This is a genomic window from Herbiconiux sp. L3-i23 (assembly GCF_023734115.1).
Lineage (GTDB): Bacteria > Actinomycetota > Actinomycetes > Actinomycetales > Microbacteriaceae > Naasia.
Map to the genome: position 1 here is coordinate 1,972,004 of NZ_AP025737.1, position 15,607 is coordinate 1,987,610.

Annotated in this window: 14 protein-coding genes; 9 read left to right on the top strand and 5 right to left on the bottom strand. The window is 71.2% G+C overall.

Features of this window, described 5'->3' with window-relative positions:
• The 3 genes from NGH83_RS09330 (at position 1) to NGH83_RS09340 (ending at position 1,738) form a co-directional block, all read left to right on the top strand.
• Positions 1-750 carry an alpha/beta fold hydrolase gene (locus NGH83_RS09330; RefSeq protein WP_251855985.1) on the top strand — a complete coding sequence of 250 codons (750 nt, stop codon included), beginning with the start codon at positions 1-3 and terminating at the stop codon, positions 748-750.
• A gap of 152 nt (positions 751-902) precedes the next feature.
• Positions 903-1,163, top strand: a complete 261-nt coding sequence (gene rpsT / locus NGH83_RS09335; protein ID WP_251855986.1) for a 30S ribosomal protein S20 — start codon at positions 903-905, stop codon at positions 1,161-1,163.
• 149 nt (positions 1,164-1,312) lie between these two features.
• Entirely contained in the window at positions 1,313-1,738 is a 426-nt protein-coding gene (locus NGH83_RS09340) for a rhodanese-like domain-containing protein (protein WP_251855987.1), read from the top strand.
• Here the strand turns inward: NGH83_RS09340 and holA are convergent.
• Genes holA through NGH83_RS09355 form a run of 3 tightly spaced genes read right to left on the bottom strand, consistent with a single transcriptional unit; the run spans position 1,735 to position 5,793 of the window.
• Complete coding sequence (holA, locus tag NGH83_RS09345) at positions 1,735-2,763, bottom strand: DNA polymerase III subunit delta (protein WP_251855988.1); 1,029 nt, start codon at positions 2,761-2,763, stop codon at positions 1,735-1,737. The two genes, NGH83_RS09340 and holA, sit on opposite strands and share 4 nt — an antisense overlap.
• A 10-nt stretch (positions 2,764-2,773) precedes the next feature.
• A complete protein-coding gene (locus NGH83_RS09350) occupies positions 2,774-5,179 on the bottom strand; it encodes a ComEC/Rec2 family competence protein (RefSeq protein WP_251855989.1) in 2,406 nt (801 codons plus the stop codon).
• The gene (locus NGH83_RS09355) at positions 5,176-5,793 is read right to left on the bottom strand and encodes a ComEA family DNA-binding protein (RefSeq protein WP_251855990.1); all 618 of its coding nucleotides are present in this window, start codon (positions 5,791-5,793) and stop codon (positions 5,176-5,178) included. The genes NGH83_RS09350 and NGH83_RS09355 overlap by 4 nt, the downstream gene beginning before the upstream one ends.
• A 233-nt stretch (positions 5,794-6,026) precedes the next feature.
• Here NGH83_RS09355 and NGH83_RS09360 point away from each other — a divergent pair, with 233 nt between their 5' ends.
• From NGH83_RS09360 to NGH83_RS09370, 3 genes are read left to right on the top strand one after another with little or no spacing between them, the layout of a single operon-like run.
• The gene (locus tag NGH83_RS09360; protein ID WP_251855991.1) at positions 6,027-7,457 is read left to right on the top strand and encodes a hypothetical protein; all 1,431 of its coding nucleotides are present in this window, start codon (positions 6,027-6,029) and stop codon (positions 7,455-7,457) included.
• Between the two features lie 47 nt (positions 7,458-7,504).
• Positions 7,505-8,359: a DUF4397 domain-containing protein gene (locus NGH83_RS09365; protein ID WP_251855992.1), complete on the top strand. Its 855-nt coding sequence runs from the start codon at positions 7,505-7,507 to the stop codon at positions 8,357-8,359.
• Positions 8,356-9,117: a class F sortase gene (locus NGH83_RS09370; protein ID WP_251855993.1), complete on the top strand. Its 762-nt coding sequence runs from the start codon at positions 8,356-8,358 to the stop codon at positions 9,115-9,117. The genes NGH83_RS09365 and NGH83_RS09370 overlap by 4 nt, the downstream gene beginning before the upstream one ends.
• Before the next feature lie 375 nt (positions 9,118-9,492).
• Here the strand turns inward: NGH83_RS09370 and leuS are convergent, their stop codons facing one another.
• Positions 9,493-12,039, bottom strand: coding sequence for a leucine--tRNA ligase (gene leuS / locus NGH83_RS09375; protein ID WP_251855994.1), 2,547 nt, complete (start codon positions 12,037-12,039; stop codon positions 9,493-9,495).
• A gap of 185 nt (positions 12,040-12,224) precedes the next feature.
• On the opposite strand from leuS, the gene NGH83_RS09380 reads away from it, so the two are divergent.
• The 3 genes from NGH83_RS09380 to NGH83_RS09390 are packed head-to-tail and all read left to right on the top strand — an operon-like array spanning position 12,225 to position 14,364.
• Positions 12,225-12,692 (top strand): hypothetical protein, encoded by a 468-nt coding sequence (locus NGH83_RS09380; RefSeq protein WP_251855995.1) that lies wholly within the window; start codon positions 12,225-12,227, stop codon positions 12,690-12,692.
• On the top strand, positions 12,689-13,858 hold the full coding sequence (locus tag NGH83_RS09385) for a zinc-dependent alcohol dehydrogenase (protein ID WP_251855996.1): 1,170 nt from the start codon (positions 12,689-12,691) through the stop codon (positions 13,856-13,858). The genes NGH83_RS09380 and NGH83_RS09385 overlap by 4 nt, the downstream gene beginning before the upstream one ends.
• A gap of 50 nt (positions 13,859-13,908) precedes the next feature.
• Complete coding sequence (locus NGH83_RS09390) at positions 13,909-14,364, top strand: hypothetical protein (RefSeq protein ID WP_251855997.1); 456 nt, start codon at positions 13,909-13,911, stop codon at positions 14,362-14,364.
• Between the two features lie 15 nt (positions 14,365-14,379).
• On the opposite strand, the gene NGH83_RS09395 is transcribed toward NGH83_RS09390, so the two are convergent.
• Positions 14,380-15,600 carry an anthranilate synthase component I family protein gene (locus tag NGH83_RS09395; RefSeq protein WP_251855998.1) on the bottom strand — a complete coding sequence of 407 codons (1,221 nt, stop codon included), beginning with the start codon at positions 15,598-15,600 and terminating at the stop codon, positions 14,380-14,382.
• Positions 15,601-15,607: the final 7 nt, after the last annotated feature.

Genomic DNA, 15,607 nt, shown 5'->3' on the forward strand with positions numbered 1-15,607 from the left:
GTGCCCGCAACGGTCGTCCTCGTCCACGGCATCCGGACGTCTGCGACCATGTGGCGCGCGCAGATCGACGCGCTCGAACAGGCCGGGGTCCGTGCCGTCGCCGTCGACCTCCCCGGGCACGGCGTCCGCATCGACGAGGCCTTCACCCTGGACGCCGCGATGGACGCCATCGACGCCGCGGTCACCGCCGCAGCGGACTCCGACGGGCCGCTGCTGCTCTGCGGACTCTCGCTCGGCGGCTACCTGGCACTGCACTACGCGGGTGGGCCTGGAATCGGACGGCTCGACGGGGTCGTCGCCGCGTCCTGCGGAACGCGCCCTCGGGCGCTCGCGCTCGGCGCCTACCGTGCGATCGCGGGCGTCATCGGGCGCTTGCCCGACCGGGGCGACGCGATCAACCGGTTCATGGTCGACCGGTTCGTGCCCGAACCCGGACGCGGCGATGTCCTCCGGGGCGGCGTCGCCCTCGACGCCATGGGGCCGACCTTGAAGGCGATGCTCGCGGTGCGTCCCATCGAAGCGATCGGGCGGATCCGCTGCCCCATCCTGTTCGTCAACGGCACGCTCGACCACTTCCGGCTCGAGGAGCGCCTCTACCTCGCGGCGGCCCGTGCCAGACCGGTCCCCGAGAGCTGGTCCGAGCTCATCCACGTGGCCGGTGCCACCCACTTGGTCAGCCTCGTGCGGCCTGATGAATTCACCCGCGTCCTCCTCGGCGCTGCGCTGGCAACCGCCCCGCCACCCTGGTAATGTTCTCTGTTGGCTTGCATGCGGTCGAGGCCCGACGCTTCGACGGCAGTGCGCCGGCCGACCCCACATCCTCTCGTGGTCACTGATCGCCGTCTCGACGGCGCGACCTCGGCCGGCAGATACAAGACGATCCGAATCAGAAAGAGCTCTTCGTGGCAAACATCAAGTCGCAGATCAAGCGCATCAACACCAACAAGAAGGCGCAGGAGCGCAACAAGGCGGTCAAGAGCCAGCTCAAGACCGTCATCCGCTCCACCCGCGAGGCCGTCGCCACCGGCGATAAGGACAAGGCGCTGAAGGCGCTGACCCTCGCGTCGAAGCGCCTCGACAAGGCCGTCTCCAAGGGCGTCATCCACAAGAACCAGGCCGCCAACCGCAAGTCGGCGATCGCCAAGCAGGTCAGCGCTCTCTGAGCCGACCGGCAATGAGGAAAGGCCCCGCTTTGGCGGGGCCTTTCCTCGTTCACGGGGTCTGCTCGACCTCAGGGTGCGCTGGCGGGATCTCGGGGCGCGGTGACCGGGGATCGGCGGCGTCAGCCGCGGCCAGCCAGCAGAGTCGACCCATGACCACCGCGATCGATCACTTCACCGCCAAGCTCCGTTTCGAGACCGACGCCTCCGACGTCGCCGCCGCGCTCGGTTCCTCGACCCCCTCGATCACCGTGGTCGACTCACGGGGCGACGCGGCGTGGGCTCAGGGTCGCGTGCCGGGCGCCCTGCACCTTCCGACCGCGCGGATCGAGACGGACGCCGCATCTCTCGTCCCGGAGGGCACTCCCGTCGTCGTGTACTGCTGGGGTCCGGGATGCAACGGGGCGACGAAGGCCGCCCTCGAGTTCGCTCGACTCGGCTACCCGGTGCGCGAGATGATCGGCGGCTTCGAGTACTGGGCGCGGGAAGGACTCGATGTGGAAACCGACGACGGGATCGCCCATCGCACGCCCGACCCGCTCACCGCGCCGAGCACCGTGCCGGTCTGCGACTGCTAGAGGATTCCGCGGGACGAGACGATGCGCACCATGCGCTCGAGCGCGTAAAGCGGGTCGCGTCCCGCGCCCTTGATGCGCTCGTCGGTGTCGGCGAGCACCTCGATGCAGACGCCGAGGCCCTGCTCGCTCCAGCCTTCGAGGTCGCGTCGGGCCCGGTCGACCTGCCAGGGGGCGACGCCGATGGCCGACGCGACCTGCCCGGACGGACCTCGCCGCCCCATCACCCGCGCCATCGTGCGGAGCTTGGCGGCGAACGCCGCGACCGTCGGCACCGGGTCGGCGCCGCTCGCCAGAGCGTGCCGCAGCAGCCCGAGCGCCTCGCCCGATCGCCCCGCGATAGCCGAATCGGCGACCTTGAAGGCGTTCGTCTCGATGCGGCCGCCGTAGTACTTGTCGACGACGGTCTCGGTGATCTCGTCGCTCGCGTCGGCGATGAGCTGACTGCACGCCGTCGCCAGCTCGGCGAGGTCGTCCGAGAACGCGGCGAGCACGGCGCGCAGGGCGCCCGGCGTGATGCGGCGGCCGGCGTTCTTGAACTCGGCGACCGCGAAGTCGTACTTGTCGGAGTCGCGCTTCAGTTCGGCGCACGCGACCTCGATGGCGCCCGACGTGCCGGCCCGGACGGCGTCGAGCAGCTTCTTGCCGCGCACCCCTCCACCGTGGCGGAGCACGATGTAGGCGTCGGCCGCCGGTGACTGCAGGTAGTCGAGCGCGTCGGCGAGGAATTGATCGCTGCACCGCTCGACGTTCGACACCCGCACGAGCCGTGGCTCGCCGAATAGCGACGGGCTCGCCATGGTGACGAGCGCACCCGGCGCGTAGTCGGTGGCGTCGAGATCGCTGACCTCGAGGCTCGGATCCTCGGTCGTCAGGATGTCGCGGAGCGCGCGGATGGCGCGGTCGGCGAGGAAGCCCTCGGTGCCCGACACGAGCACGACGGGCGCCGGCCGGATCTCGTTCCAGGCGAGAGCCGCGGACTTCACGGGGGCCGATCGACCCGAGGGTTTCGAGGTTCTCGCTGCCACGACTGCAACCCTACCCACCACCTCCGTCACGGGCGGCGGGCGCCACGGAGTCATCCTCCCGCTCGGTCCACACCGCGACGCCGCCGTCCGCGCGGGAGAGGAACGCGGTGCCGGAGCGGTCGGTGCGCAGCACCTCGGGGCCCAGGGACTCGAGCATGTCGATGAGGCTCGGCGCCGGGTGGCCGTAGTCGTTGTCGGCACCGACCGAGACCAGCGCCACGGCGGGCGCGAGGCGCTCGTAGAGCCGCCGGCTCTGATCGGCCGACCCGTGGTGAGCGACCCCGACGATGTCGACACCGCTCCCGAGCGCGCCCCCGGCACCGGCGCTCGCATCGAGCTCCGCGAGCACCGCATCCTGCGCCTGCTCGTCGAGGTCGCCGAGGAAGACCGAGGTGAGCCCGCCTCCGTCGACCAGCAGCGCGATGCTCGCACCGTTGCCCGCAGGGGTGCCCTCCTCGGGCCAGAGCACGGTCCACGCCGTGTCGCCGAGCGCGCCGGTCTCCCCCACGGTGAGGCGCCGCACCCGAGCGCCGCCCGACTCCAGCCCGCCGACGAGCAGATCGGCGTCGGCCCCGTCACTCGGACCGACGAGCACCTCGTCCACCCGACCCGCGACGACGTCCACCGCGCCCACATGGTCCCGGTCGAAATGCGTGAGCACCAGGAGGTCGAGTCGACCGATCCCTGCGTCTCCGAGGCAGCGTGCGAGCGCCTCGGGATCGTCCCCCGTATCGATCAGGGCCGTCTCGTCGCCGCCGCGGAGCAGTGTCGCGGCGCCCTGACCGACATCGCACGAGACCACTCGCCAGTCGCCCGGGCGCGACAGCGCCGTGCCGATCCGCCCACCCTGGAGCGTCCCGACGGTCACGACGACCAGCGCGACCCCGACGACGAGGGGCCAGCGGCGTCGCCGACCGACTCCGACGACGATGAGTGCGATCGCTGCGGCGAGCATCGCCGCCCCCGCGAGGCCGGGGAGCCACGGAAGCGACGCCGGGATCGCGGCGAAGAAGCGGGCGACGGCGGCGATCCAGGCGGACGGCACCCACGCCGACCATCCCGCGACCGTACCGAGCGGAGGGGCTAGGGGAAGGGCGAGGCAGGCGAGCAGACCGAGCATCGTCGCGACCGGGGCGGCCGGGGCGGCGAGCAGGTTCGAGACCACCGACAGCAGGGGCAGTGAGGGGTCGAGCAGCACGAGCACCGGCTGGCAGGCGACCTGCGCCGCCACCGGAAGCGCGATCGCGGCGGCCACCGGCTCCGGCAGCACGGCGGCGAGCCGCCGGGTGATGGGACCTGCGAGCAGCAGCAGCCCGGCCGTGGCGAGCGCCGACAGCGCGAAGCCGTATTCGCGGGAGAGCCAGGGGTCGGCGACGAGCAGGACGATGACGGCGAGGGAGAGCGCCGCGACACCGCTTCCACGCCGACCCGTCGCGGTGGCGAGAAGTACGACGACGGCCATGGTCGCGGCGCGGAGCACACTCGGCTGCGGCGTCACGAGCACGACGAAGAGCCCGAGGGCGACGAGTGCGACGACCACCCGAAGGGCTCGCCGTATCCTCAGGAGCCCGGCGGCTCCCATCGCCGCCGCAACGACGAGGGCGCAGTTCGCGCCGGAGACGGCGGTGAGGTGACTGAGCGAGCTCGCCGTCATGGCCTCATCGAGCGACTCGGACACGGCCCGGGTGTCACCGATCGCGAGCCCGGGGAGGAGCGCACCGCCGTCCCCCGGCAGGGCGGAACTCCACTCGACCATGCTCTCGCGCAGGCCGTCCGCGATGTCGAGCAGCGCCGGAGCGGGCGCTACCTGATGGGGCGTCCCTGCCAGGAAGAGCAGCCATGCCACGGAGTCGCCCGCCTCGGCGGGCTCGACTCGGGCGTCGATCCGCAGCCGGGCGCCGATGCCCGCGTCGAGCTGCGGCGCATCCGCATCGGCGAAGAGAAGGGCCGGCGAGCGGACGGGCACGGCGATGCCGTCGACCTCGGCGTCGACGAGGAGCACGCGGACGCGTACCCCGCCCGACGTCGCCGCGGAGGCGATCGGCGACCCGGTCAGTTCGACGACGGCGTCGACGCTCTCCGCCGTCCGGAGCTCGTCCGGCGACCGCCTCTGCGAGGTCGTCGTGAGCACCGTGAGCACGAGCGACGCGACGGCGAGCGACACCGCGAGCGCCGCGAACCACGCCGACCTCGACGGCCTGACGACCAGCACGGCGAGGGTGACGGCGACCAGAGTCGACGCCCACCCGATCCACATCAGCCACCCGGTGTCGCCGGCCCCGACGGCCAGTCCTGCCGTCGCCCACGCCGCGAGTGCGGGCGCGAGGAGACGCAGATCGAGCGCGGTGCGCCGCCCCGGCTCGGAATCACGGTCGGCGGTCGCCTGCCCGGGCCGTATCGGAACGCCCGCCGTCACGGCACCACGAGGTCGCGCACCGCATCGACGGTCTTCTCGCCGAACCCGCTGATCTCGAGAAGATCATCGACGCTCTCGAACCTGCCGCCGGCCTCCCGCCAGTCCACGATGCGCTGCGCCATCGCCGGCCCGATCCGCGGCAGAGTCTCGAGCTGCTGGACCGTCGCGGTGCTCAGGCTCACCGGGCCGCCTCCTGCCGCCTCGCCCGGGACGACAGCGGCAGTGGGCGCTTCCCCCACCCGCGGCACGGTGATCTGCTCGCCGTCGGCCACACGTCGCGCGAGATTCACGCCATCCGGAGCCGCGTCGTCGGCGAGCCCACCCGCGGAGGCGATGGCGTCGATCATCCGCGCCCCCTCGGGCAACTCGTAAAGGCCCGGGGCGCGTACCGCGCCGGCGACATGGACGAACAGCGGCGGTGCGGCCTGCTCGTGCGGGGTCACCGCGGATCCCGTGTCGTGAGGAGCGGGCACCACCTGCGTGCTGCGCCCACCGCCCACCGCACCGACGACGATCGCGATGACCAGCGCGACAACGACGACGCACACGGCCGCTCCGACCCCCATCCGCCACCGGGGACGCCGCAGAGCGTCGAGAAGATCGGACTCGGGCATCCCCGCACGCTACGGAGCGACCGGTGCACCGCGCCGAGGATCGGCCGGTTCTGGGCGACGTCGCGCACCGGCCGCGGATGGGGAGGAACAGCACTTACCTTGAGACCCCGTGGGCTTCACCTGAATACCGGCCCGGAGACCCCCGACGGGGTCAGCGCCCCACTTAGCCTGGAAAAGGTGAGCCGTGATCGATACGGCGACCCGAGGCGACGCGCGGGGAGGGAGCGGTCGAGATGACTCTGGCTGTGCGCCGCTCGTCCGGCGACCCCGACCGCGATGGTGACGCGCCCGCGCGCCGCGGCACGCACGTCGCGCTCGACGGTGAAGCGGTGCCGTCGGTCGCGGACACCCCCTCCGCCGGCGGCCCCGGCCACGGACGCCGCCGATCGGCTTCGCGGCATCGACGCGCGAACGGTCAGAGCAACTCCGCGATCAGTAAACCGCTGCTCCGCATCGGCGCACCCGCTCTGCTGATCGTCGTTCTGTTGGCGCTCGCGACCACCGCGTCGCTGCTCTCTCCGAGTCACGCGGGCCCCATGCCGACCCTCGTCACCCTGCCGCTCGTGCTGCTCGCCGTGCCGCTGGTGGCCGCCGCCGCGCTCCGGCTCGGCCTCAGCAGCATCGGCGCCGTCGTCGCCGCCGCGCTGTCGAGCTTCCTCCTTCCGACCGCGTCGTCGGATGTCGTCGGGGTCGTCGAGCACCTGTCCGTGGTGCTCGGCCTGATCGCCGTGGTGCTGTGGCCGCCGAACGCGTACGGAACCGTCCGACGGTACCTGTCGAGCGGCGTCGCGGGCGCGGCCATCGCGACGAGCCCGCTCGCGATCCTCGCGGTGGGCGCCGTCATCGGTTGGCTGCTGCGGCATCCCGACGACCGTACGCGTCGCGCGAAGGCCCTCGTCGGCCCGCTCGCGACCGGTCTCGTGGTCGCCGGCGCCGGTGTCACGGCCCTGGCGGTGACCGACACGCTGTCCGCGACGACGTGGGCCGGCAACGTCAGCTTCGCCACGATCGTCGTCGCCCTGGCACCCGCGTTCGGCGTGGCGGGCGGACTCGCCGCCGACCGGTCGCTCGCTGCGCTCGGCGCCCGCTCGACCAAGCCGCTCGTGATCGGATCGATCGGAGTCGTCGGTCTCTGCCTGCTGCTCGCCGCAACCGCGGGGGCGACGATCGCGCAGATCCGTGACCGCGCCGTCGCCACCGAGGAGGCGCCCGCGAACGCCTCCATCGCCGACTCCCCCTTCGAGCCGGCCTCACCGAAGGAGACGTCCGCCCCGCAGGACGTGGCTCCCGAAGACCCTGCGGAGGTCGCTCGCCGCGCGGACGACGGCGCCCAGCTGCTGCAGAATCCGCGGCTCTCGGTGTCCGACACGGCGCGGGAACTTCTCGAGGACGGGGCGGTCGACCGCCGCGTGATGCTCGTCCTCGCCCAACTGCTCGCCCAGCACGACCTCACCGTCGCCGACTTCCCCGAGTCCGACGGCGAAGCGGTCAGACGGTCGCTTCTCGTGACCGACGCCGACGGCGACCGGCTCGAGACCGGCGGCGCCTCGATCCCCGTCCTCGGCTCCTACCTCTCTGGGCTCACCGGCGATTACGCCGTCGAGACTCTCTCCGTCGATTCCGACGGTGTGCTCGCCGTCTTCCCTCCGGAAACCGCCGACTGAGACCGACCATCTTCCGCGCCCTATCCCCCAAGAAGAGGAGACTCTCAATGAGCTCACGCAAGATCCGCACCGCCGGCGCCGCCATCGCCACCGGTGTGCTCGTACTCGCCCCCGCCGCGGCAGGGTTCGCCGCCCCGACGGGCGACGTCGGATACATCCGCGTGGCGCACCTCTCCCCCGACACCACTCCGGTCGACCTGACCCTCACCGCGCTCGCCGGCGACTCGGTCGTGTACGAGCAGAGCGGCATCGGTTACGGCGCCGTCTCCGCCTATCTGCCGCTCGCTCCGGGCACCTACGGCATCTCTATGGTTCCGACCGGTGAGCCGAGCGACTCGACGCCCGTGCTGTCGGGCGAGATCGAGGTGAAGGACGACATGGCCGCGACCATCGCCGGCATCGGCCCGAACGCCGAACTGCAGAGCGTTGTCATCGACGACGACTTCACCGCACCCTCCGACGGCACCGCGCGGGTCCGCGTCGTCCAGGCGTCCGCCCTCGCCGACAGCGTCGATGTGACGACGGCCGACGGCACCGAGCTGGCCCGCGGGGCGGCTCTCGCCGATGTGGGCGATTACGTCGATGTCCCCGCCGGGTCCACCGAGCTCTCCCTCGTCGCCGGCACCACGGAGGACGTCGCCACGACCGACCTCGCCGCGGGCTCCGTGCACACCCTCTTCGTCGTCGACGACGCTGACGGCGCGCTCACCGTCACCGCGGCGCTCGACAGCGCCGGCGTCGACCAGGCCCCGATCGGCGGCGTCGACACCGGCGGTGGCGCCCTCGCGACCGCCGACCGTCAGACCCAGGTCGTCACGATGGCGGGCCTCGCCGCGATCGTCGTCGCGGCCGCGGCCGTCGTGTTCGCCCGCGTCCGCCGGGGAGCGCGGAGCTCGGCGTGACCGCATCCCGTGAACGCGTCGCCGGCCGCCACCGTGCTCGGTGGTCGGCGGCACGCGCGTTCGGCGGCGCGGAACGGGTCGCCGCCGCCGGCATCGTGCTCGTCGCCGCGATCGGCGTCGTCGTCGACGGCGCCGCGATCGGTGACGCGCCGCTGCTGAGCGGGCCTGCGGAGATCGCTCGGGTCGACACGACGGCTGCCGACCCGGATCTGGATCTGGCCGGCTCTTCGGCGACGACGACGGGTGCGTCGGCGGGTCTCGGGCTCGCGTCCGGTCCGCAGCAGCCGATCCCCGCGCAGTCGGACTCGCCCGCCCCGGGTGTCGTTCCCGCGCATCTCTCCATTCCGAGCATCGGCGTCGATGCCGACACGTCGACGATCGGACGCAGCGCCGACGGGGTGCTCGAACCTCCGGTCGGCCTGCTCGACGCGGGCTGGTTCGACGGCAGCGCGGTACCCGGCGCGGTGGGTCCTGCGGTGATCGCCGGACATGTCGACGACACCACCGATGCGGGCGTGTTCGCACGACTGCACGAACTCGCGCCTGGGGCGGAGATCGTGGTGACGTTGACCGACGGTTCGGAGCGCCGCTTCACCGTCGACGGCGCGGTGGATGTCGCGAAGTCGGCGTTCCCGACCGACGCCGTGTACGGCCCGACCCGCGAACCGCAGCTGCGCCTCATCACCTGCAATGGCCCCTACGACTACGGCGTCATGCACTACAGCAACAACCTCGTCGTCTTCGCCTCCGCCGCGTGACGACCGCACGGCCCGCCCGTTGAGCGCAGCGATACGACGGGCAGCCTCAGCGCCTCCGTATCGCTTCGCTCAACGAGCGGCCTCCTCCGGTCATTGAGGAGGCCGTTCACGGCCGTCGCGAATGACGGGACCACCCATCCGCCGAAGGTCCGACCCCACCACCAGCCCCTCGCATCGCGACGGCCCTGGCGGGCCTCCTCAGCGAGCAGGGATGCGACCCGGCCTCCGTATCGCTGCGCTCAACGAGCGGCTCCCCTCTGGTCATTGAGGAGGCCGCCCGCGGCCGTCGCGAAATGACGCTCGGACCCCACCTGCAGCCCCTCGCATCGTGACTGCCCTGGCGGGCCTCCTCAGCGAGCAGGGATGGGACCCGGCTCAGGCCTTCGTCGCGATGTTCACCACTCGAGGGGCCCGGACGATGACGTTGACGATCTGGCGGTCGCCGATCGAGCGCACCACCGCCGCGGAGGCGCGGGCGAGCTGCTCGAGGTCGTCGGCCGCGATCTTCGGCGACACCTCGATGCGGTCGCGCACCTTGCCGTCGACCTGGATGACCGCGGTCACCGACTCATCGACGAGCAGCGTCGGGTCGGGCTTGCGCCACCCGAACAGCGCCACCGACGGCTCGTAGCCGAGGGTCTCCCACATCTCCTCCGCCGTGTACGGCGCGAAGAGGCTGAGGGTCAACGCGATCGCCTCGGCGGCCTCGCGCACCGCTGCGTCGGCGGGACCCGCCCCACTGTCGATCGCCTTGCGGGTCGCGTTCGTCAGCTCCATCACGCGGGCGACGAGCACGTTGAACTTGAACGCCTCGACGAGACCGGGAGCATCCGCCCACAGCTTGTGGGTCTGCCGACGCAGCTTCTCGTCGCCGGTCTTCCACACCACGTCCGGCGAGCTCGTCACGTCGTTCGCGACACGCAGCGCACGGGCGAGGAACTTCGACGACCCGGCGGGCGAGACGTCCGCCCAGTCGATGTCGTCCTCGGGCGGCCCCGCGAAGGCCATGGTCAGGCGCACGGCGTCGACACCGAATTCGTCGAGCTGGTCGGAGAGGCGCACCAGGTTGCCCTTGGACTTCGACATCGCCGACCCGTCCATCAGCACCATGCCCTGGTTGAGCAGCGCGGTGAAGGGCTCGGTGAAGCTCACGTAGCCCATGTCGAACAGGACCTTGGTGATGAAGCGGGCGTACAGCAGGTGGAGGATCGCGTGGGTGACGCCGCCGACGTACTGGTCGACGGGGGCCCACTTGTCGACCTCCTTGGGGTCGAACGCCTTGGTGTCGTCGTTCGGCGACAGGAAGCGCAGGAAGTACCAGGAGCTGTCGACGAACGTGTCCATCGTGTCGGTGTCGCGGGTGACGGGCTTGCCGTCGAGCTCGGTGTTCACCCACTCGGTGGCACCGCCGAGCGGCGACGTGCCCTTCGGCTTCAGGTCGAGGCCCTCCGACGGCGGCAACGCCACCGGCAGCTGGTCTTCGGGCACCGGGATCTCGTTGCCGTCCTCGTCGTACAGGATCGGGATCGGCGTGCCCCAGTAGCGCTGGCGGGAGATCAGCCAGTCGCGGAGGCGGTAGTTCTTCGCCTTGCGGCCGACGCCCTGCGCCTCGAGGAACGCGGTCACCTTGCTGATGGCGGTGTTCTTGCTGAAGCCGTCGAACTGGCCCGAGTTGATGAGGCGCCCCTCACCGGACAGGGCGACACCCGTCTTGGCGGGGTCGAGCTCGTCGATCTCGGGCAGGTCGCCGTCGAGGTCGACGACGGGGATCGCGCCGGTCACCGCCTGCGTGGTGTCCACGACGACGCGGACCGGGAGGTCGAAGGCGCGGGCGAAGTCGAGGTCGCGCTGGTCGTGCGCGGGCACGGCCATGATGGCGCCCTGCCCGTAGTCGCTCAGCACGTAGTCGGCCGCCCAGATGGGCAGGCGCTCGCCGTTCAGCGGGTTGATTGCGTAACGGCCGGTGAACACGCCGGTCTTCTCGCGGTCGGCGGTGAGGCGTTCGATCTCGGTGCTCTTCTGCACCCGCTCGAGGTACGACTGGAAGCGCATCCGCACCTCGGCGTCGTCACTGCCGGCGACGAGCTCGGCGGCCAGGTCGGAGTCGGGCGCGACGACCATGAAGGTGGCGCCGTACAGCGTGTCGGGACGGGTCGTGTAGACGGTCACACGCTCGGCGCGGCCCTCGACCTCGAAGTCGATGTCGGCACCGGTGGAGCGGCCGATCCAGTTGCGCTGCATCGAGATGACCTTCGACGGCCACGATCCCTCGAGCTGGTTGAGGTCGTCGAGCAGACGGTCGGCGTACGCGGTGATGCGCAGGTACCACTGGGTGAGCTTCTTCTTGACGACGACGGCGCCGCTGCGCTCGGAGGTGCCGTCGGGCAGGACCTGCTCGTTGGCGAGCACCGTCTGATCCACCGGGTCCCAGTTGACCCAGCTGTCCTTGCGGTAGGCGAGCCCGCGCTCGTACATCTTGAGGAACAGCCACTGGTTCCACTTGTAGTACTCGGGGTCGCTGGTGTGCAGCACCCGGTCCCAGTCGAAGGACGGCGCGTAGCGGCGCATCGACTCGCGCTGCTGCTCGATGTTCGCGTAGGTCCAGTCGCGGGGGTCGACCCCACGCTTGATGGCGGCGTTCTCGGCGGGCAGGCCGAAGGAGTCCCAGCCGATGGGGTGCAGCACGTTGAAGCCCTGCTGGCGCCAGTACCGCGCGATGACGTCGCCGAGCGCGTACGCCTCGGCGTGTCCCATGTGCAGGTCGCCCGAGGGGTACGGGAACATGTCGAGGATGTACTTGCGGGGCCTCGAGTCGCCGCTCGTCGCGGTCGCGAACGGCTTCAGCTCATCCCAGACGTTCTGCCACTTGGCCTGCAGGGGGACGAAGCCCGCCTCGTCGTTCTCGGCGCGGGTATCTGTCACTTTGTAAGACTCGACCTTCGAAAAGTACTGCGGATCCGTCGTCACGGACCGACGATCAAGCGTAGCCGGTGGGCGGCTCCCCCCAATCCGCTGGTCGATGTCTGGGAGCGATGCCCAGCGCGAACAGGGCGACCTAACGTCGATCACGGATGTCCGCCAGACCGCGGATCCTCGCGAGGAGCGCCATGTCGAAGACCGTCAACCGTTCGCTCGCCGTCGTGCTCGCCACCGCCGGCGGGCTCACGGCACAGCGGCTATGGAAGCTGCACGAGCAACGCAACCCGGCCGCGCAAGGCAAGGACACGGCGGGCAGCTTGCGCTGGAACGTCGTCACCATTCAGGCGCCGCACGAGCTCTCGGTCGACGCCGAGCTGCCCGATCCGCTCCGCCGGCTCTCCTCGAAAGTCGAGGTGCGCTTCCGACCGGCGCCCGGAGACCGTGGCGTCGAGCTGGCCGCCCGACCGCGCGAGGGGTTCGAGGACGAGGGGCTCCGCCGCGAGATCCGCGAGGCGCTGCGCGACAGCAAGCAGCTGATCGAGACGGGCGAGATCCTCCGCATCCTGCCGAGACCCGAGGGCGCGCGTCCCGCGACACCGACCGGCGCGATCGTCGATCTCGCGGAGCGCATCGGCAAGAAGGGCGGCGTGCTGTGAGGGCCCTCGTCTGGAACGGGATCAACAAGCTCACGGTGGAGAGCGTCGACGACCCGAAGATCCTCAACTCGCACGACGCCATCGTGAAGGTCACCCGCACCGCGGCGTGCGGCTCGGACCTGCACCTGCTCGCGGGGTACGTCCCCACCATGCGCGCCGGGGATGTGATCGGGCACGAGTTCATCGGCGAGATCGTCGAGGTCGGCAGCGGCGTGACGAAGCGGAAGGTCGGCGACCGCGTCGCGGTGAGCTCGTTCATCTCGTGCGGCAAATGCTTCTACTGCCGCACCGAGCAGTACTCGCTGTGCGACAACACCGACCCCAACCCCGACATCCCCGAAGCGCTGTGGGGCGCGGCGCCGGGCGGATGCTTCGGCTACTCGCACGCTCTCGGCGGCTGGGCCGGATCGCACGCCGAGTACATCCGTGTGCCGCACATCGATGTCGGGTCTTTCGTCATTCCCGACGGCGTGAGCGACGACCGCGCCGTGTTCGCCTCCGACGCAGCGCCGACCGGGTGGATGGGCGCCGACCTCGCCGGCGTGAAGCCGGGCGACGTGGTCGTGGTGTGGGGTGCCGGTGCCGTCGGGCAGATGGCGGCGCGCGCGTCGATGCTGCTCGGCGCCGAACGGGTGATCGTCATCGACCGGTTCGACTACCGCCTTCGTCAGGTGCGCGACGTGATCGGCGCCGAGACGCTCGACTACACGAAGACCAGCGTGCTCGCCGAACTGAAGGAGCTGACCGGCGGCCGCGGACCCGACGTCTGCATCGAGGCGGTCGGCATGGAGGCGCACAGCGCCCGGCCGGACTTCGCCTACGACATGGTGAAGCAGCAGTTGCGGATGCAGACCGACCGTCCGACGGCGGTGCGCGAGGCGATCATGGCGTGCCGCAAGGGCGGCAGCGTGTTCGTGCTCGGCGTCTTCGGTGGCCTGGTCGACAAGTTCCCGCTCGGCGCGGTGATGAACAAGGGGCTCACTCTGCGCGGCGCGCAGGTGCACGGCCCGCGCTACATCCCGATGCTGCTCGAGCGGATGCAGCGCGGCGAGCTCGTCACCGAGCACTTCGCGACCCACGTGATGCCGCTCGAGGAGGCGCCGCGGGGCTACGAGCTGTTCAAGCACAAGCAGGACGACTGCGTACGGCCCGTGTTCGTGCCCTGAGCCGTCGACACCTGGTCGACGTCCGACCCTGTGCACGCCAGGATGTGGACATGGACTTCGAAGGCATGCCCGAAGAGAAGCGCCGGGCGCTACTCGAATCGCTCGCCGCGGCGCACTCGGGGGCGTCGGCGCGCGCCGCCGGAGTGCTGGCAGGCCCCGCGACGCCCGACCGGCCGGACGTGCCGATCTGGGAGTACCGGCGCCACGTCTCCGAGCATCCGGAGGTCGATCTCGCAGACCTGATCGCCGTTCGCTTCCCCATGCTGTTCCACGGAACGGACGAGTTTACGATCACGTCGGCGGAGGAAGAGCTGGAACCGGCTCCGATCGCTGCACCGAACCCCGTGACGCTCGACCAGGTCCTCGGCATGTGGGAGCACCTCCACGATGCAGGTGTCGTCCGGTGGGACAGCGAGCGCCGACTGGTCGAGCTCATCCGCCCGATGGACGACTACGCGGCCGCGATCGCGGACTGGTGGGCCGGCGCCCAGTGCGACTCCTCCTAGCGCTTACCTAGAAGGTCAGCCCTCGGCGCCGAGGGCGGCGAGCAGCGGCGCCGCCTTGAGGCGGACCTCCGCGAGTTCGGCGTCGGGCTTCGACGACGCGGTGATGCCGCCGCCAGCGCCGACCGTTGCCGTGTCGCCGTCGAAGACGATGCTGCGGATGACCATCGCGAGATCTGCCGACCCGTCGGCTCGGACCAGGCCGAACGCCCCCGAATAGACGCCGCGCGGGCCGTGTTCGAGCCCGGCGAGGATCGACATGGCGCTCGCCTTCGGCGCCCCGGTCATCGACCCGGCGGGGAACAGCGCGTCCACGGCGTCGGCGGTGGCGAGCCCCGGCAGTAGTTCTGCCTCGACCGTGCTGACGAGTTGGTGCACCTGGGCGTAGCGCTCGACCTCGAGCAGCTGGGTGACCCGCACGGTGCCGAGCCGGGCGACCTTGCTGAGGTCGTTGCGGACGAGGTCGACGATCATCAGGTTCTCCGCGCGCTCCTTCTCGTCGGCCTCGAGTTCGGCGGCGAGGGCGTCGTCCACCTCGGGACGTGCGTCGCGACGCCGCGTGCCCTTGATCGGGCTGCTCTGCACCGTCCCGGACGCGCTCGTCTCGAGGAATCGTTCGGGTGACGCGCTGACGAGCGTCACGCCGCCGAGGCGGAGGAAGCCGGCGTGATGGGTGCGGCTCGTGGCGCGCAGCCGCAGGTAGGTGTCCCATGGGTCGGGCGCGGGCGTGACCGTGGCCGCGTTGGTGAGGCACAGCTGGTAGGCGTCGCCACGCACGATCGCCGCGTGGCAAGCGGCGATCATCGTGAGGTACTCGGTGTCGTCGTGGCGCCATCGAACGATCGGCGGCTGCGGCGGCGCCGGCAGGTTCCCGTTGGCCTGCGCACCGGACTGCGCGTCGACTGCTGCCGCGACCGCATCGTGCCAGGCGTCGTCGCCGCGCACGACGAGCTCGCGGGCCTCGTGATCGAAGGTGATCGACCGGTCTACGTGCAGGAATCGCGCGTCGCCCTCGTATCCGATCCAGCCCGCCGCCATCGGTGCGTTCCCGGCCGATTCGTCGAGCGGGATGCGGGGCAATGATGCTTCGACCCGGTCCCCCAGCAGCAGATGACTGCGGCCGCTCTCATCGGTGGACTCGAGCAGCACCACATCGGCGGCGGCCGGGACGAGCGCCTCGACGGCGAGCGCCGGGTCGAGCCAGACGGGCGACCGCCGCGTCGTGGAGGAGCCGCGCATACGCTAA

Coding starts and splice junctions, on each gene's coding strand:
- NGH83_RS09340 (WP_251855987.1), top strand. CDS start 1,313: ATGACCACCGCGATCGATCACTTCACCGCCAAGCTCCGTTTCGAGACC.
- NGH83_RS09355 (WP_251855990.1), bottom strand. CDS start 5,793: ATGCCCGAGTCCGATCTTCTCGACGCTCTGCGGCGTCCCCGGTGGCGG.
- NGH83_RS09360 (WP_251855991.1), top strand. CDS start 6,027: ATGACTCTGGCTGTGCGCCGCTCGTCCGGCGACCCCGACCGCGATGGT.
- NGH83_RS09365 (WP_251855992.1), top strand. CDS start 7,505: ATGAGCTCACGCAAGATCCGCACCGCCGGCGCCGCCATCGCCACCGGT.
- NGH83_RS09380 (WP_251855995.1), top strand. CDS start 12,225: ATGTCGAAGACCGTCAACCGTTCGCTCGCCGTCGTGCTCGCCACCGCC.
- NGH83_RS09390 (WP_251855997.1), top strand. CDS start 13,909: ATGGACTTCGAAGGCATGCCCGAAGAGAAGCGCCGGGCGCTACTCGAA.
- NGH83_RS09395 (WP_251855998.1), bottom strand. CDS start 15,600: ATGCGCGGCTCCTCCACGACGCGGCGGTCGCCCGTCTGGCTCGACCCG.